Annotated in this window: 16 protein-coding genes and 4 pseudogenes; 10 read left to right on the top strand and 10 right to left on the bottom strand. The window is 48.6% G+C overall.

The window, feature by feature from the left end; genetic code table 11:
* Positions 1 to 5: 5 nt before the first annotated feature.
* From ACQE3D_RS25070 to ACQE3D_RS25060, 3 genes and pseudogenes are all read right to left on the bottom strand, one after another.
* Positions 6 to 1352 carry an effector-associated domain EAD1-containing protein gene (locus ACQE3D_RS25070; RefSeq protein ID WP_427551891.1) on the bottom strand — a complete coding sequence of 449 codons (1347 nt, stop codon included), beginning with the start codon at positions 1350 to 1352 and terminating at the stop codon, positions 6 to 8.
* Positions 1353 to 2069: 717 nt separating this feature from the next.
* Positions 2070 to 2567: pseudogene (locus ACQE3D_RS25065) on the bottom strand (tyrosine-type recombinase/integrase); the annotation flags it as partial.
* Positions 2568 to 2667: 100 nt separating this feature from the next.
* Positions 2668 to 2793 carry a KfrB domain-containing protein gene (locus tag ACQE3D_RS25060; protein ID WP_427551976.1) on the bottom strand — a complete coding sequence of 42 codons (126 nt, stop codon included), beginning with the start codon at positions 2791 to 2793 and terminating at the stop codon, positions 2668 to 2670.
* A 66-nt stretch (positions 2794 to 2859) separates the two neighbouring features.
* Between ACQE3D_RS25060 and ACQE3D_RS25055 the strand changes: the two genes are divergently transcribed.
* The 3 genes and pseudogenes from ACQE3D_RS25055 to ACQE3D_RS25045 all read left to right on the top strand — a co-directional run.
* The gene (locus tag ACQE3D_RS25055) at positions 2860 to 3438 is read left to right on the top strand and encodes an N-acetyltransferase family protein (RefSeq protein ID WP_427551883.1); all 579 of its coding nucleotides are present in this window, start codon (positions 2860 to 2862) and stop codon (positions 3436 to 3438) included.
* Positions 3439 to 3884: 446 nt separating this feature from the next.
* A pseudogene (locus ACQE3D_RS25050) lies at positions 3885 to 3995 on the top strand (hypothetical protein); the annotation flags it as partial.
* A gap of 34 nt (positions 3996 to 4029) precedes the next feature.
* Positions 4030 to 5170 (top strand): annotated as a pseudogene (locus ACQE3D_RS25045) (Tn3 family transposase); the annotation flags it as partial.
* Here ACQE3D_RS25045 and ACQE3D_RS25040 read toward each other — a convergent pair.
* From ACQE3D_RS25040 to ACQE3D_RS25025, 4 genes are read right to left on the bottom strand one after another with little or no spacing between them, the layout of a single operon-like run.
* Positions 5139 to 5564 (bottom strand): hypothetical protein, encoded by a 426-nt coding sequence (locus ACQE3D_RS25040; protein ID WP_427551890.1) that lies wholly within the window; start codon positions 5562 to 5564, stop codon positions 5139 to 5141. The pseudogene ACQE3D_RS25045 and the gene ACQE3D_RS25040 overlap by 32 nt on opposite strands.
* A complete protein-coding gene (locus ACQE3D_RS25035; protein ID WP_427551889.1) occupies positions 5561 to 6043 on the bottom strand; it encodes a hypothetical protein in 483 nt (160 codons plus the stop codon). Before ACQE3D_RS25035 ends, ACQE3D_RS25040 begins: the two co-directional genes overlap by 4 nt.
* Complete coding sequence (locus ACQE3D_RS25030; RefSeq protein WP_200158754.1) at positions 6040 to 6870, bottom strand: hypothetical protein; 831 nt, start codon at positions 6868 to 6870, stop codon at positions 6040 to 6042. The genes ACQE3D_RS25035 and ACQE3D_RS25030 overlap by 4 nt, the downstream gene beginning before the upstream one ends.
* A gap of 35 nt (positions 6871 to 6905) precedes the next feature.
* Positions 6906 to 7241, bottom strand: a complete 336-nt coding sequence (locus ACQE3D_RS25025) for a type II toxin-antitoxin system RelE/ParE family toxin (protein WP_427551888.1) — start codon at positions 7239 to 7241, stop codon at positions 6906 to 6908.
* Positions 7242 to 7527: 286 nt separating this feature from the next.
* On the opposite strand from ACQE3D_RS25025, the gene ACQE3D_RS25020 reads away from it, so the two are divergent.
* The 6 genes from ACQE3D_RS25020 (at position 7528) to ACQE3D_RS24995 (ending at position 12578) form a co-directional block, all read left to right on the top strand.
* The gene (locus tag ACQE3D_RS25020) at positions 7528 to 8157 is read left to right on the top strand and encodes a recombinase family protein (protein ID WP_319960966.1); all 630 of its coding nucleotides are present in this window, start codon (positions 7528 to 7530) and stop codon (positions 8155 to 8157) included.
* The gene (locus ACQE3D_RS25015) at positions 8147 to 9817 is read left to right on the top strand and encodes an IS481 family transposase (RefSeq protein WP_427551887.1); all 1671 of its coding nucleotides are present in this window, start codon (positions 8147 to 8149) and stop codon (positions 9815 to 9817) included. The genes ACQE3D_RS25020 and ACQE3D_RS25015 overlap by 11 nt, the downstream gene beginning before the upstream one ends.
* Positions 9817 to 10785 carry an ExeA family protein gene (locus ACQE3D_RS25010; RefSeq protein WP_427551886.1) on the top strand — a complete coding sequence of 323 codons (969 nt, stop codon included), beginning with the start codon at positions 9817 to 9819 and terminating at the stop codon, positions 10783 to 10785. Before ACQE3D_RS25015 ends, ACQE3D_RS25010 begins: the two co-directional genes overlap by 1 nt.
* A 222-nt stretch (positions 10786 to 11007) precedes the next feature.
* Positions 11008 to 11352, top strand: a complete 345-nt coding sequence (locus ACQE3D_RS25005) for an ATP-binding protein (RefSeq protein WP_427551885.1) — start codon at positions 11008 to 11010, stop codon at positions 11350 to 11352.
* A 170-nt stretch (positions 11353 to 11522) separates the two neighbouring features.
* Entirely contained in the window at positions 11523 to 12203 is a 681-nt protein-coding gene (locus ACQE3D_RS25000; RefSeq protein WP_427551884.1) for an SOS response-associated peptidase, read from the top strand.
* Positions 12204 to 12254: 51 nt separating this feature from the next.
* A complete protein-coding gene (locus tag ACQE3D_RS24995; RefSeq protein ID WP_427501822.1) occupies positions 12255 to 12578 on the top strand; it encodes an HU family DNA-binding protein in 324 nt (107 codons plus the stop codon).
* 463 nt (positions 12579 to 13041) lie between these two features.
* On the opposite strand, the gene ACQE3D_RS24990 is transcribed toward ACQE3D_RS24995, so the two are convergent.
* The 3 genes and pseudogenes from ACQE3D_RS24990 to ACQE3D_RS24980 all read right to left on the bottom strand — a co-directional run bounded on the left by ACQE3D_RS24990 (position 13042) and on the right by ACQE3D_RS24980 (position 16320).
* Positions 13042 to 14964: an AIPR family protein gene (locus ACQE3D_RS24990; protein WP_427551814.1), complete on the bottom strand. Its 1923-nt coding sequence runs from the start codon at positions 14962 to 14964 to the stop codon at positions 13042 to 13044.
* A gap of 632 nt (positions 14965 to 15596) precedes the next feature.
* Positions 15597 to 16094, bottom strand: a pseudogene (locus ACQE3D_RS24985) (tyrosine-type recombinase/integrase); the annotation flags it as partial.
* 100 nt (positions 16095 to 16194) lie between these two features.
* Positions 16195 to 16320 (bottom strand): KfrB domain-containing protein, encoded by a 126-nt coding sequence (locus ACQE3D_RS24980; protein WP_427551976.1) that lies wholly within the window; start codon positions 16318 to 16320, stop codon positions 16195 to 16197.
* A 66-nt stretch (positions 16321 to 16386) separates the two neighbouring features.
* Here ACQE3D_RS24980 and ACQE3D_RS24975 point away from each other — a divergent pair, with 66 nt between their 5' ends.
* Positions 16387 to 16965 (top strand): N-acetyltransferase family protein, encoded by a 579-nt coding sequence (locus ACQE3D_RS24975; protein ID WP_427551883.1) that lies wholly within the window; start codon positions 16387 to 16389, stop codon positions 16963 to 16965.
* Positions 16966 to 17237 lie beyond the last annotated feature (272 nt).

Raw genomic sequence — 17237 nt, 5'->3', positions numbered from 1 at the left:
GCAAATTAAATTTTGGTTGATTCGTTCAACATGGCAAGGTATTGGTGTAATGCAGCATTGTCAGGCAAGTCCTCCAATGCTGATTGCAGTAACTTTTCGGGCCGCGCCGACGCACCTTGCACACTGCGTTGCCAAAGTCGTTGCCATAGATCGCGGGGTCTGGCTAAATTTTCGACATCACTCGCTCTGCCACCGGCTCGCTGCCATAAAGCGCGGGCTTGTTGAACATCGGGATATTCTTCCGCGAGTACGTTAATAAGATCGGTTGGTATGTTATTTACAGATGATGGCGATGAAAGATTGGCAGAGGCTAAACCAGTTGGCGTATTTTGCTTTGGTAGCAAGTCTGCCGCATTCCGTAGACATGCGATCAATAATTCTGCGGAAGCTCGGGCAGAAAATTCACGGTAGCGGTCATCCTTAAACGAGTCACCATAATCTGACACACCTTTTGCGACAACTACAGGTATGTCGTGGACTTCGCCAAACGCACCCAGCGCGCTTGCCTCCATTTCTATACCAAGTACCTTGCGCATAGAATCAGCAAGACGCGGAAAAATTCCAGCATCTTCAGTTACAGCGGCTCCAGTCGCCATAGGCGCGACATGAATCATAAAATCAGATGGTGTTGGCAGTCTATCAGGATGGAGTAAAATTAATTCTTCAGCATGTTGTCTTCCGGTGTCTGTCAACTTCAATGGTTTTTCCACCCATTCTCGTTTCCAAAGACGCTGCAAAACGTCATTCCAGTTCGGACATTCTGAATTGAAATCGGGGTGTTGACTTGGCTCTTCATTGGCATAAAGACGAAGTAAAACCCACTCTTCTTGATATTCTAATGGCAGCTTAGGTCGCGAACTTAGCCAAGATGTGTTTGATGAAGGGCTGGGTACATGTTGCATACGCTGCACCCATACTTTTGACGGATTATATTGGATAGGATCGCCTTGAAATTTTGTTGCGCCATCCTCAACAGTTATCTTCCCGGCATCGTATGACCAGAGTCGTTCCGCAAATATCACATCGCCAAGGGATACCTTGCGTTGCCGCCCAGCGCAGATCCCGCTCATTGCAATACACCTTGTAGGCTGCTCAGAAATAAGTTTACTTACGACGGCTTGAACCTGCTCTCTCCCCATGTGACTGGCATGTGTCGCCCTAATTCGAAGTATGCCATCAGTTCCAGTCGCAAAATCAGCGTCCGCTACAATCCAGCCGCTAGCAATCGGATGCTCATTCCAACCCGAACTCTGAAGACCATCAGTGACTTTAAGGACTTGGTCGTATTCATCTTTAAGTGCGCATATCAGTAATACATCAATGGTAAACCCAGGGGTTTGAAGGTATTGCATAATCGGTAACTTATGACCAAACGATATTAAGTAGAATCATGCAAGTTTAAACAATCGACAGGGACACTGCATGGAATTTGAGCTCATGCGCTTTTTAGTTGCTGGCACAATTGTTCGTCACACTAAGATTGGGTAATTTCGCTGCTGATTGGATTTGATGGGTATTTACGGAGTGCTAGGGTGTTGGTTATCCAATGACCAGCCACTCCTAACGGCCGCTGTAATTTGTTAACCGGTCTCTCGAGCGGTGATAGTGCGAAGGTCAAGAAAGGGTCGAGTCCAGCCGAAGACTACTTTCAATGGCTTGCCCAATAACGGCCCTTCGTTGAGGTCATGGGCGGAAAAAGTCACCGGTATCGCCTAGAACCGGTTTGGCAGGCTGACACCGATCATTTGGGTATTTCGACCAGCGGCTATGGGAGTGACCGCTAGGCCCAAAGGTCCACCAGCGGAATACGCGGCCCGATATGCAGCGATTCAGTGGCCAAGTCCTTGTTTTCATTATAAATACGCTCCGGGAAATTTATGGATTTAACATAATTAATGTTATGCGAATACGCACCAATAGTTAGTGCCAGAGCGTCATGTGCCGTTTTCGCAACGTTGCCCTGTTAACCTTGTCGCGCGAAGCGAGCTGTCAACCGGCATCACGCCGACGGGGCGATCTGGCTCCAATCTCATCCCGAGATGGCTACCGCGTCAAAGACCTGGTCAATGGTAAATTAAGGTCGCTTTTGTCCGTCTCATGGTATGTGTGCCATAAGCAGCGGGATCAAGACCAATAGAGGTCACCCAATGTTCAACTATTCGAGCATATTGCCGCGTCGAAAGGTGTGGCGAATGATGAATTCGACTTGGGAAAAGGTACTGATCGGATTTTAGTTGCGCCTGACTAATCCAATTGGCCAAAGAGTCTCTGGTTTGTTCCGTTATCTCAAATTGAACTGGTCGATGCGTTTTCTGCTGCATTATCATTGCGCGTGATGATACCCGGCCACCTTGGGCAACGTCGCAAACTTTAAGCTTGACCAAATCGCATCCCCGAAGCTTGCTATCAATAGCGAGGTTGAAGAGCGCCAGTTCGCGGGTATTTTTGGCCATCTGCAAACGAATACGTATGGCCCAAATTTCCTTTAATTTTAGTGGTGACTTCTGGCCAATCAACTTGCCTTTGTTCCAAGGATCATGTTGCGCGTTTTGATTTACTGGGTTCATGACAGTCTCCAAACAGTGGTTTTAGGAGATTATTGTCATACTACCGTGACTAACCCTTTGGAACGGGGCTGATCGGGCCTGACTTGCACCGGCTCAGTTGTCAACGTCCTCGACGGTAACTAATCGGGTTTTTTTCGCCTAGTGCCCGCACAGTGCTAAGCAAGCTTTGCTCATGCCGGATAATGGTTTTGCCGTGGGCTTGAAGCACATAAGGTTGATCGACGATTGACCGAACCGGTTAGGCGTCCTTTATAGTGTTGCTATTAAAGATAATTTCCATCCAGATCGTAAAATGAATGACCAGTATCTTAGCAGTATCGACAACTTCAAAGAATTTACCCTGCCAATGCGGGATGGTGAACTGGTCGATTTTAGGCCTGTCCGGCCTGACGACAAAGAAACTATACAACAAGGCATGCTGGCTTTATCCTTGAAATCGCGCTACTTCCGTTTCTTTTCCCCCATCGCGAAACTATCCGATATCCAGTTGCATCATTTTACAGAAATCGATCAACACGATCATATTGCGTGGATTGCACACGCACATAATGAGCCTGAACATCAGGGCGTTGGGATTGCTCGGTTTATCCGTATTCAGGATCAGCCCACGATAGCCGAGTTTGCTCTGGTAGTCATCGATAGTTATCAACATCGGGGGCTTGGAACTGTTCTACTGGCAATGCTCGATCGGATCGCCAGTAAAAAAGGCATAGAGATATTAAGAGGTTTTGTTCTTGCCGATAACTCAGTCATGTTTAGTTGGCTAAGCAGGCTAGGCGCCAGTGGGGTATGTGAAATTGACCGTTATCGAATGGATTTAACCGTTAATGGGGACTTATTTTCTTTAACGGATTGGATCGAATCGGGGTGACAGGACCGCACCCATAACCGCTACCACATTAGCGATCAGGCGTTTTCCGCAACCAGCGCCCGGAACCAACGGCTTCCCCCCTCAGGGCTTGCCCTCTGCAAATACTTCCTACATTTATATACGCCATCGCTTGGTTTGCCAACTGCAGCGTAAGCTTGGGTTCCTCATTCTCCAGATGTTTCCAGCCACTAAGGAAATAGCTGGAGCGATTTCAGCTTGAAGACATGTAGAGCGTTCACTCCGCCAAAAAATTGCATCGGTGACCGGTCGAAGCTCCTCATATTGCGGACATCCGGTGTATTCCTTTTTCTACAAAGCTCCCTCTAACCTGTAAATCGCATTGATGTGATCAAATGCCCGTTTCTCAAAACTACTAAGCCAGCTTGAGATTGTTTGCTTGACAAAACATAACTACGATTACTAAGATAACACCGTTAAGTAAATAAATGGTGTTTATGAGCATATCCGAACGGCGTGAGCGGGATCGCCTGAAAGTCCGCAACAAAATTCTCGATGCGGCGCGCTGGTTGTTTGCCAGCGAAGGTTACGACGCAGTGACGATGCGCCGCGTTGCCGAGGAAATTGAATATTCTCCCACCACCGATCCTGGCCGACGCCATCAACTTGGGCCTGACCAAGATGGCGGAGTCCTGCCCCGGAACGACCTATGCCAAGCTGGCGTGGCTGCAAGCCTGGCATATCCGCGACGAAACCTACTCGACGGCGCTGGCCGAGCTGGTCAATGCGCAGTTCCGGCATCCCTTCGCCGAGCACTGGGGCGACGGCACCACGTCATCGTCGGATGGCCAGAACTTCCGCACCGGCAGCAAGGCCGAGAGCACCGGCCACATCAACCCCAAATACGGTAGCAGCCCAGGGCGGACGTTCTACACCCACATCTCCGACCAGTACGCGCCGTTCCACACCAAGGTCGTGAACGTCGGCGTGCGCGATTCGACCTACGTGCTCGACGGCCTGCTGTACCACGAATCCGACCTGCGCATCGAAGAGCATTACACCGACACGGCGGGTTTCACTGATCACGTCTTCGCCTTGATGCACCTCTTGGGGCTTCCGCTTCGCGCCGCGCATCCGCGACCTGGGCGACACCAAGCTCTACATCCCGAAGGGCGATGCCGCCCACGACGGGCTGAAGCCGATGATCGGCGGCACGCTCAACATCAAGCACGTGCGCGCCCATTGGGACGAAATCCTGCGGCTGGCCACCTCGATCAAGCAGGGCACCGTCACGGCCTCCCTGATGCTGCGCAAACTCGGCAGTTACCCACGCCAGAACGGCCTGGCCGTCGCGCTGCGCGAGCTGGGCCGCATCGAGCGCACACTGTTCATTCTAGATTGGCTGCAAAGCGTCGAGCTGCGCCGCCGCGTCCATGCCGGGCTGAACAAGGGCGAGGCGCGCAACGCGCTGGCCCGCGCCGTGTTCTTCAACCGCCTGGGCGAAATCCGTGACCGCAGTTTTGAGCAGCAGCGCTACCGGGCCAGCGGCCTCAACCTGGTGACGGCCGCCATCGTGCTGTGGAACACGGTCTATCTGGAGCGTGCCGCGAATGCCCTGCGTGGTAACGGCCACGCTGTCGATGATGCGCTGTTGCAGTACTTGTCACCGCTGGGTTGGGAGCATATCAACCTGACCGGCGATTACCTTTGGCGCAGCAGCGCCAAGATCGGTGCGGGCAAGTTCAGGCCGCTACGACCGCTGCAACCGGCTTAGCGTACGATTTTTTCCGTTTTCTGAGACGGCCCCTATTCACAAACTCTGTGGCTTGCTTGGCTCTAGCTAACAAAACAGGGTCGCTAGTATTGGGAACTTCGTCGTCGTGCTTTTTCTTGTTAACTTGGTAAGAATCTCCCGATATTTGACTCAAGGCGGTCTTTGCCTTGTCAGCCAATTCCGAACGAGAGAGGGTATTGTCCCGTTCTTCGGCACGGCTGGCACTCGCGGCCAATTGTCGGGCCAGTGTGGAAATCGTCTGTGTGCCGCCTTGCATACCTGACGCCCCCTGATTTTCCAAGGCGTCAGAAACCCGCTCGGTCGCCGAAGCCGCTTTGAAAGCCGCCGCGCCGCCTGCCTGGGTTGTGGAATACGAGCCAATCGAGCCGATCATGATAATCCTTCCTCGTACTTGGAACCTGCATATCGAGCCCGGTTATGTGCGAAAAACGAGCTCGTCATAATTGGCAAGTTGGTCGAGGTAATGGTGGCAGTGCAGATCGCTCCGCCGCTACCCGTTGCGGTCTTGGTCCATTTCGGGATCTTGTAGCCACCGGGTTGCAGCGCGTTGACGAAGGTTGTGCCGAACACGCATTCCTTGGAGCCGATTTTATAGCGGACGTTTGCATAGTTGACGTCCGGGCTGATCAGGCTCGTCACGGCATAAGAGTTGGAACCCAACTTCGAAACAGTTGTAGCCGGTTTTGGGGAAGCGTTGGCATATGTACTGGATTCGTTGGTTGTAACGATCCTGTAGGTCGCATCTGTTGTTGTGTTGTTGTTTTTTAAGGTGACAGTTACTGGCGGGCCTGCAATCGCGGCTGTGGCGGCGAAAATGGAGGTGGCGGCGAGCAGTTTTTGCAACAATTTCATGGATTACTCCTTACAGTTGGTGAGTCAGTGGTGTTTTTCGGCTCTTGGGGCAATTCATTGGTTTGTTGTGGGCTTTGCTCGAATAGCATCTCGATCAAGCTCATGGGGTCTTTGTCTTTACCCTCTGCCTTGTGTGTACGGTAGTTAAAATCCAGATCAATCTTGGACTGTAGATCGCTGGCATAATCTTTTGGATATTGCGCTTGCTCGATTGCAGGCAGTTCCTTGAAATGGTCCAGCACGGAACTGAAGAAATTCGTCAGTTTCCCCGTGCTGTTGTATTCGGCCATGGCTTGGGCTGCCACTTTCTCTCGCCACGCTTCTTCCTGATCGTAAGACTCTCGCCAAGCAGCATGACGCTCATTCACCGTATACGTACCGCTCTCGTCGTAAATAATGTTTGACAACTGTTCTCGCGATAGGCCGGAAAATGGGTTTTTTATCGAGTGGCCGCCTCTAGATGCATCATTAACGAATGCCGTTGCCTGTTTGGCTCTAGACAGTAATTCCGGGTCACTGGTATTGGGAATCTCGCTGTCGTGCAGTGTTTTATTTGCATAGTATGAATCACCAACTACGTGATTCATAATGCTTTTCGCCTTGTCAGCTAATTCCGAGCGTGTGAGGGTCTTGTCTCGTTCTTCGGCACGGCTGGCGCTTGCGGCCAGCTGTCGGGCCAGCGTGGAAATCGTCTGTGTGCCGCCTTGCGTACCTGACGCGCCCTGATTTTCTGAAGCGTCAGAAACCCGCTCGGTCGCCGAAGCCGCTTTGAAAGCCGCCGCGCCGCCTGCCTGGGTTGTGGAATACGAACCAATCGAGCCGATCATGGCTACCCCCTTTTGTGAGCTTGGAGCCTGCACGCTCAAGCCAGTTTTAGCAAAATACCATAAATGACGAAGTGTTTCACAATCGCATCTCTGGTAGCCAGCCGCTCACTTAGCGTACGATTTTTTCCGAATTCTGAGACGACCCCAATTTGCACGGCATAAACAACGCGGAAAGCATCCCCACGGTGGCGCAGAACAATTTCCATAATACCGCTGTCGAAGCCCTTCAACGGTTTCACATTGTCGGCCTTACGCCCTTCCGCCGCGACAGTCAGTGCGCGGTTGGCTTCTAGCTGCACCGGCATGGGAAAATCTTCAAAATCCTTCCGGGCCGCCTTGATCCATGAAATCGGCCTTGTCTTTTCTGTCATACGCGCTCCTTGCTCCGATTATTGTAGTCAGATATGACAACATAATGCAAATTATCCATCAGGAAACTGAAAGCCGATAGCTGGTTTATTGGGTTGGTGTTTGCCAACTGCATTTGAATTTTTTGGGGGTTATGATGGCAATAAACATCATTAAAAACGAACGTTTTTGCTATCCGCTTTAGTTAAAGAAAAGCACTGTGTTTTCAATCCATTTTTGGTTATTATAAAACCTGTTTTTAGGGTTTTCATTACCTTTGATGATTTTATAGGCATTTTAGGCAAATTGATGGCACAAACGATCGGTTATTTACGGGTATCGACCGCAGACCAGGACTTGGAGAAAAACAAGGCAGATATTTTGGTGCTGGCCAATCACCACAATCTGGGTCAGGTCAAATTCACTGAAGAAAAAGCCTCCGGCAAAATCTCCTGGCGCAAACGCAAGATTGCCCAAGTCATCGAAGACCTTCAAACGGGAGATAATTTAGTGGTCAGCGAAATGTCCCGCTTGGGGCGAAGTATGTTGGAGTGCATGGAAATTTTGTCGATTGCGATGGAACGCGGTGTCCATGTCTATTCGGTGAAAGGCAATTGGCGGCTTGACCAAAGCATCCAAAGCAAGATCGTCGCAATGGCGTTTTCCATGGCTGCCGAAATTGAACGCGATTTGATCTCGCAGCGCACAACAGAAGCCTTGCGTGCCAAAAAAGCCGCCGGTATGACGTTAGGCCGCCCCAAAGGGCCGGGCAAGAGCAAGCTCGACCCGTTCCGCCCTGAAATTGAAGCTTTGCTTGCAAATGGCGCAACCCTATTTTTTATTGCCGGTCGATATGGCACCACTTCCGCCAATTTGCGCAACTGGATGAGCAAGCACGGCATCAGTCGGCCTAAACGGGACAGGGTTCGTGCCGCGTAAACGCCTCCCTTTTGAGGTACTGATAGCACTTCAAAACCAACTGGATGCGCTGTCCCCAAGGGATACCCAACGCAAAGACCTTGTTGAGGCAACCTGCGAAGCATTTGGGATTTCGGCATCCACTGTCCGGCGACAATTACGCACGCATCAACTGCCATATTTGACCCACCGCAGCGATTACAATACATCAAGAAGCCTGCCCGCGGTAGACATGCGCCGTTACTGCGAATTGATTGCGGCGCTGAAACTTCGGACGACCAGCAAAAAAGGACGGCGCTTATCGACCAAGGCTTGTATTGGAATCCTCGAAAAGTCGGGCATTGAAACGGCGGAGGGATTGGTTAAAGTCGAATCCGGCCTGCTCAAGCTCAGCACGGTCAGCCGTTATCTGAAACAATGGGGATACGACAACCGCACCCTGACCATAGAGCCACCCTGGACGCCCTTCCAGGCAACCTTTAGCAATGAGTGCTGGCAATTTGATTTCTCGCCGTCAGACTTGAAAAAGCCGGAATTTTTCGGCAAAACGCTAAAAGAGGGTTCGGAATATCTGGCTTTGGCCGGTGTTACCGATGACCGGAGCGGGGTTTGTTACCAGGAATACCATTTGGTAAAAGGCGAAGACGTGATAACCGCGCTATTGTTCCTGTTTAATGCGATGTCCGCCAAGAAGGACAAGAACAACCCATTCCAGGGCATCCCTTCGGTCATTTATATGGATGCCGGCCCGGTGTCTAAAAGCCGGGTGTTCTTGTGGGTTATGAAGCAACTGGGCATCGAAGTGCGGGTACATATGCCAAGGGGCAGCGATGGAAGGCGCACCACCTCACGATCCAAGGGCAAAGTGGAACGTTCTTTCCTGACCATCAAATCTTCCTTGGAAACCCTTTACCATCTCCAGCAGCCGGAAACGCTGGAAGAAGCTAATGCCTGGTTACACAGGTATTTAGAGGAATATAACGCGATGGATCACCGCTATGAAGACCATTCCCGTATGGCGGATTGGCTACAAAATCTGCCGTCGCAAGGGTTTAGGGAAATGTGTTCGTGGGATCGCTTCCGCACTTTCGCCCGTGAACCGGAACAGCGCAAGGCGGACAGCAACGCCTGCGTCGGTATTGACGGCATCCGCTATCAATTAAGCCATGACATGGCGGGGCAAGACATCACCTTGCTTTGGGGGATTTTTGATAACGAACTCTATGTTGAGTTCAATGACGAGAAACAAGGGCCTTTCTATCCTGAAGAGGGGCCGATCCCGTTCGGCAAGTTCCGGAAACACAAAAAGAGCTGCGTTGAGCTAAAAGCGGATCGGATCGGGGAATTGGCAAAAACGCTCAGCTTGCCACGTTCCGCATTGTCCGGCATTAACGGCAGCGACCAAGCCCTGTTGGCCCAAGCCAATATCGTCCAGATGGAAAAACCCAAATCGATGCCATTCGATGACAGCCCATTCCTGCAACCTACCATATTCAAAAACAAGTTGGATGCCAAGACTGCCATTGCAGATTATCTCGGCAAACCCTTGTCCCGGTTGACCGACCTGCAAATAGCCGCCATCAATACGATCCTCGATGAGACATTGGACAAGAAGACGGTGCTGGACAAAATTCGCGCGTATTTTACTTTAAGCTCGGCCGGGCATTCGGGAGGTGACTGATGTACGGTGAAATGATGCAATACTATGGCTTGGCCAAGGATTTGGATAAAGCCGACTACTTTGAGACTGAAGCCTTTAAAAGTGTTTTGCATAGCCTTGAAGCCGCCGTCATGTCAGGCGGCATCATTACCTTGACCGGCATCGTCGGCGTTGGCAAGACTCGGGTTATCCGGCATTTTCAGGATGGCTTAAAGAAAAACAACCAGGTGGTTGTCGCCAAGTCGTTGGCGACCGACAAGCGCCGCGTCAACATTAACACCTTATATGCCGCGCTATTCGCCGATTTGCCCACCCCAAAGGATTTTAAGGTGCCTACCCAAGCCGAGATCAGGGAAAGGAAACTCCAAGAACTGATCCGTAAAATCAACAAGCCTATCGCGTTCTTCATCGATGGCGCCCATGATCTCCATTGGCGCACCTTGATTGCGCTAAAACAATTGATTGAAACCATTGAGGATGCCAAAGGCATCTTGACCATTATCATGGTCGGCCACCCAAAACTGGGCAATGACCTCAACAAGCCGACCATGGAAGAAATCGGTGCGCGGGCTAAATTGTTTAGCTTGGACAGTTGGGGGCAACAGAAACAGAAGTATATCGAATGGGTGTTGACGCATTGCAGCAAACCGAAAACAGCCGTCCATGACATCGTGACCCCCGACGCGATCAATCTCTTGGCGGAACGGCTGATCACGCCGTTGCAAATCTGCCATTACCTGACGCTCGCCTTGATCAAGGGTGCCACCACAGGCACAAAACCGGTCGATGTGGAGATTGTCGAAACCGTATTATCGCCCGACTTAAACACGCTGGAACCCAAACTGGCCCGGCATGGGTATAACACTACGGCTTTGTGCGAACATCTGAATGCCAGGCGGGGCGAAATCAAGGCGTATTTCAACGGACAATTGCCAGCAGCACGGGCTGAGGATTTTAACAAGGAAATCCATAAGCTGGGGATTTTATAAAGCTCGCGCCTTCAATTTATCGTTTATGGGCGTAGGATAGAATCAAATAAAGCGAGAAATCCAACTCGATAAAATCATTTAATGCGAGAAAGAAAACCGCCCTGTGCAATTAATGTGAGAAAAAGTGATTTTATAGAGTCAGTTAATTTGAGATGAAAATGCCGGATAAGTGCAAGAAAAGCCGGTTATGAAATCAAGAAACTACAGTTAGGTACGCTTTATATGACCGCAACGCGTTTGTTTGAAAACTTGACCGTGGGGCTGGCCGACGGCAGCTTGCCGAAACTACGTCGTCAACTGGTTAGTGCATCGTTATTGATCATTGACGATGTTGGTATTGGCGGCGTACCCGCTCAATTAGGGCCAATACTTTTAGAAATCCTGGATCAGCAGTCGATGGTTGGTTCCTTAATCCTCACCAGTCAATATCCAACCAATAAATGGTATGAATTGTTCGAAGACGCCACGGTCGCCGACGCAATTTTGGACCGGATCGTCCATCGGGCGCATCCGATAGAACTCAAAGGAGAATCAATGCGGAAGTTGAAAGGTAAAAACACAGCCTAGAGGCCTAAACCCATTGCTTGCGCATCCTTCAGGCCAAGGGTGTGCAAGTGATGCACCTAGGTGTGCAGATGCTCTGCACTTGGGTGTGCAAGTAAATGCAATTACGCAGTCTACCGTCGAAACCGGAATTGTTCTATATTTGTTCTAATCATGTTGCGGAGCCTATACCCATGTGTGGCCGTTACAGCTTGACCGCAACCAGCGAAGCACTGGCCGAGCATTTCCAGGTGCTGAAGTCGATTCGCATGCAACCCCGTTACAACATTCCGCCCGGCCAGAAAATTCTGAATATCGTCGAGCGCGCCGACGGGACGCGCAAAGCCGTGAATTTGTGGTGGGGCTTGGTACCGCCTTGGGCCAAGGATCGCAAGATCGGCTGGAAATTGAGCAACGCCCGCCGGGAGACCCTTACCGAAAAGCCGGCCTTTCGGGAAGCCGTAAAACACCAACGGTGTTTGATTCCCACCGACGGCTATTTTGAATGGCAAAAGCGCGCGGACGGCAAACAGGCTTTTCACATACACCGCGCCGATCGAGGCTTGTTCGCCTTTGCCGGTCTGTGGGAGCAGTGGAAATCAGGTCAGGAGGCTTTGTATTCCTGCACCATCATTACCACCGCCGCCAACGTCCGGATGCAAACCGTTCACGAACGCATGCCGGTGATTATTCCGCCCGATCAATATCATGCTTGGTTGGACAAAGCCGCCGGAGCCGACACGGTATTGTCGTTACTCGAAAACGATGCTTATGCCGACATCACCCTGACAGCGGTCAGCGATTGGGTCAATAAACCCCAGCATGATGATGCAAAATGTATTGAACCTTCTGCCGAACAAAATGCGCACCATTAGCCTGGAAGTAATCACTGAATTTTCTGACTACAATAATCTCGCGCAATCTCAATCAGGCTAGCAAATTCGTCACTCAACTGCCTTCATCGTCAGGAGCAAACCGATATGAATAAATCTGAACTCATTGATGCCATCGCCAGCCACGCCAAACTGACCAAAGCAGACGCAGGCCGCGCTTTGGATGGGCTTATCCAATCCATTCAATCCGCATTGAAAGCCGGTGACTCCGTCTCACTTATGGGCTTCGGTTCCTTTGAGGCGAAAGACCGCGCCGAACGTAGCGGCCGCAATCCACAAACCGGCGAAGTAATCACCATAGCAGCCGCTAAATTGCCCTCGTTCAAAGCCGGCAAAGGTCTAAAAAACCTTCTTTGAAATTAGCAGTCAGTCGACGAGCAGGATCGACTGACAGTAGATGGCCGGTATAGTGAGCTAGCGACTCCTGTTGCTAACGTTTAAACTTCTTGAAGGCAAGGTACAGACCGAAGCAATAGAACCGCCCATTTTTTCCACTCGTGTTTCTCCAAAGCGGCCAGTAAGCCAAATCGAGGTGTCTAACCGGAAGTCTACATAGCCGCCGTTGGCGATCTCACCCAATCGGCCAATTGCCGACAGACTGAACAAAAGCGCCAATGGCAAATATCTAGCCAAAAGCAGTCGTAGGGTGCGGTGAATTTACGAACCGCACCAATCGCGATCGATGCGGTGCACGTTGTTTACCGCATCCTACCGAGCTGAAAATGGCAATAAACCAGCCCTTCAACGCCATGTTCGGAGGAAAAATAGAGTTAATCTAACAATGTGAGCCGTGTTCGATACTATCAGCAGAAACAGCTTATTAGCGAATATCTTGATTTTGTGTTGCTATCCTGTCGCTGACCACAAATGTAATACGATTGCCTGCGACTAAATAACTGTCGGAGTCAGAAGCAATGCCTACAGATACTTCATAGGGACCATACTTAACAACATAAGAATTCTCGTCACCTTTTTTGCTAATAACCGTTCCAATATACTTGCCGTCAGCCAAAGAATACTCCTTTGGTTGCTCACCAGCATGAGCAATGTGAATTTTATCTTTACTTTTCCTTAACTCGGCAAGCAATGATTTGGTTGTTTCAGGCAGTTTATTTGCATTTTTATTGGGTCTTGTACTATTGATTATCGATACCGCTTTTTCATACGCTGAGTCAAAAGAGCGATCGATACTATCCAGCATGCTCAAAAATTTATTATCTGTTATTGCTTTTCTTTTTACTAAGTCGTGCGCTATAAGTTTTTTTATAAGCAACGCGATATGGAACACCCAAACCTTAAGTTTATTATTATTTGCTATCCGCTCTTTGGTCTTAGAAACTATATGATGTGATAAAAAATAAAGTCCTGGATGATCAGTCTCCGCAAATAGCTCGCTCGATTCATTTCTATTGTATTCAGCCAATAACTGACCATAGTAATAATGGACTTTGTGAGGTTCCTCCAGAACCACCGAAACATATGATTTTATTAATGCTGGTGCAGATACAACTTGTTTTTGCTTTACATCACCGTAATCATCATATTGATGAGGTCTCCTTTCATAGTAATAAATGTATCCAGAACTACGTAGCGCATTGAAGAAGTCTTCCAAGCGGCGATGGTATGGTCTTATAGTAGCAAATGCTTCTTTGGTGACCTGAGACTGGCTATTTGTTGTTGCAATAATACTTCCGCTTATGTCGAGGTCTGATGTTTCGATTAGCTTAACTGTTAAGTACATTTCGTCATTAATGTAATCGGAATTATTGAATAGCACATGACTAGTTTGGCATCCATTGACGATTTGAAATTGCGATAGCTCGAACGTGTCACCCGATGGTGTTACTTTTTTTGCAACAATAGTCACACCATTATTTAGTATTGCAAACCGATCCTTTTCCTCTGGAGATTTTAGTGTCTTTTCTATTTCTGTATTGACTGGATTTTTCCCACCAAGAAAATCACGAACATTCCCAACAAAAAGCCCTTTATTTATATCTCCATCTTTCTTTGTGATCAGAGAAACAAAGTCCTTGCACTTAATAACCCCAAGGTATGTTGACTTCACGCCATTTATTGAAGGCAAAGCAATATGTCTTTGAAATGCAATTTGATGCTGTATTTCATTTTGCGCCTCTCTGTAAAGATCTTCTATTGCCTTGCCATCATGAATACTCCATTTTACAGTGGAGAATAAATATGGAATTGACTTTATTTGATTAATTTCACTATTAATTTGAGATTCTAGGTTTGTTTCTTTCAAATTAAAGTTACCAGCATAGCCATAAACCAATAATAAGGTTGGTAAGCTCCTTAGCTTCGAAGCTCTTGAATAAATAAGCTTCTTGATTTTATATGCTTTCGCGAGCTCCGATGGTATAGCGCTTTCATCATTGCCGAAAAATACTTTTACTGTACTAACAAATTTTAAAAAATCACCAAAGTCGAACTTATTAGAAGTCTTCGCTTGAACAAATACAAAGTTGACATCAAATTGCGCCTTTGTAAACAAGTCAGCATTTTCAACTGAATCAACTATAATTCCACCAATAATTACGGCAATCCCATCAATTCCAATACACTTCCCAGTGCCTACTTTTTCGAAATCAAATGAGTCATAATAATCTTCATTCAATAAACAGTAATTTAAAAATTTCTCAAACTGAATGTCGAGATCATCTTTTTCGAGCTCAAATCTTGTAATAAAGTCATTTAGCATTCCTTGTAAAATTATGTTATCCATTTACTCTCCATATTACTAATACGTTTTCGCTATGTTAAAAATAGAAAAAATATTATTAACAAGCAATTAGATTGGGTCTATAAATTTTGCGACATCGAATTATAGACGGTTTTTATTATATAAAGCGACAGTCTGCTGTTCATCTCTAATCAGTCGGCCATTAAACTGCTTTGTATGTCTTATTTGGGTCGAGTCCAGCCGAAGACTACTTTCAATGGCTTGCCCAATAACGGCCCTTCGTTGAGGTCATGGGCGGAAAAAGTCACCGGTATCGCCTAGAACCGGTTTGGCAGGCTGACACCGATCATTTGGGTATTTCGACCAGCGGCTATGGGAGTGACCGCTAGGCCCAAAGGTCCACCAGCGGAATACGCGGCCCGATATGCAGCGATTCAGTGGCCAAGTCCTTGTTTTCATTATAAATACGCTCCGGGAAATTTATGGATTTAACATAATTAATGTTATGCGAATACGCACCAATAGTTAGTGCCAGAGCGTCATGTGCCGTTTTCGCAACGTTGCCCTGTTAACCTTGTCGCGCGAAGCGAGCTGTCAACCGGCATCACGCCGACGGGGCGATCTGGCTCCAATCTCATCCCGAGATGGCTACCGCGTCAAAGACCTGGTCAATGGTAAATTAAGGTCGCTTTTGTCCGTCTCATGGTATGTGTGCCATAAGCAGCGGGATCAAGACCAATAGAGGTCACCCAATGTTCAACTATTCGAGCATATTGCCGCGTCGAAAGGTGTGGCGAATGATGAATTCGACTTGGGAAAAGGTACTGATCGGATTTTAGTTGCGCCTGACTAATCCAATTGGCCAAAGAGTCTCTGGTTTGTTCCGTTATCTCAAATTGAACTGGTCGATGCGTTTTCTGCTGCATTATCATTGCGCGTGATGATACCCGGCCACCTTGGGCAACGTCGCAAACTTTAAGCTTGACCAAATCGCATCCCCGAAGCTTGCTATCAATAGCGAGGTTGAAGAGCGCCAGTTCGCGGGTATTTTTGGCCATCTGCAAACGAATACGTATGGCCCAAATTTCCTTTAATTTTAGTGGTGACTTCTGGCCAATCAACTTGCCTTTGTTCCAAGGATCATGTTGCGCGTTTTGATTTACTGGGTTCATGACAGTCTCCAAACAGTGGTTTTAGGAGATTATTGTCATACTACCGTGACTAACCCTTTGGAACGGGGCTGATCGGGCCTGACTTGCACCGGCTCAGTTGTCAACGTCCTCGACGGTAACTAATCGGGTTTTTTTCGCCTAGTGCCCGCACAGTGCTAAGCAAGCTTTGCTCATGCCGGATAATGGTTTTGCCGTGGGCTTGAAGCACATAAGGTTGATCGACGATTGACCGAACCGGTTAGGCGTCCTTTATAGTGTTGCTATTAAAGATAATTTCCATCCAGATCGTAAAATGAATGACCAGTATCTTAGCAGTATCGACAACTTCAAAGAATTTACCCTGCCAATGCGGGATGGTGAACTGGTCGATTTTAGGCCTGTCCGGCCTGACGACAAAGAAACTATACAACAAGGCATGCTGGCTTTATCCTTGAAATCGCGCTACTTCCGTTTCTTTTCCCCCATCGCGAAACTATCCGATATCCAGTTGCATCATTTTACAGAAATCGATCAACACGATCATATTGCGTGGATTGCACACGCACATAATGAGCCTGAACATCAGGGCGTTGGGATTGCTCGGTTTATCCGTATTCAGGATCAGCCCACGATAGCCGAGTTTGCTCTGGTAGTCATCGATAGTTATCAACATCGGGGGCTTGGAACTGTTCTACTGGCAATGCTCGATCGGATCGCCAGTAAAAAAGGCATAGAGATATTAAGAGGTTTTGTTCTTGCCGATAACTCAGTCATGTTTAGTTGGCTAAGCAGGCTAGGCGCCAGTGGGGTATGTGAAATTGACCGTTATCGAATGGATTTAACCGTTAATGGGGACTTATTTTCTTTAACGGATTGGATCGAATCGGGGTGACAGGACCGCACCCATAACCGCTACCACATTAGCGATCAGGCGTTTTCCGCAACCAGCGCCCGGAACCAACGGCTTCCCCCCTCAGGGCTTGCCCTCTGCAAATACTTCCTACATTTATATACGCCATCGCTTGGTTTGCCAACTGCAGCGTAAGCTTGGGTTCCTCATTCTCCAGATGTTTCCAGCCACTAAGGAAATAGCTGGAGCGATTTCAGCTTGAAGACATGTAGAGCGTTCACTCCGCCAAAAAATTGCATCGGTGACCGGTCGAA

The sequence above is a fragment of the Methylomonas sp. MS20 genome (assembly GCF_050275925.1).
In the GTDB taxonomy this organism is placed as follows: Bacteria; Pseudomonadota; Gammaproteobacteria; order Methylococcales; family Methylomonadaceae; genus Methylomonas; species Methylomonas koyamae_A.
Note: the sequence above shows the minus strand (reverse complement) of the source record. Positions and strands in the feature narration are given on the sequence as shown.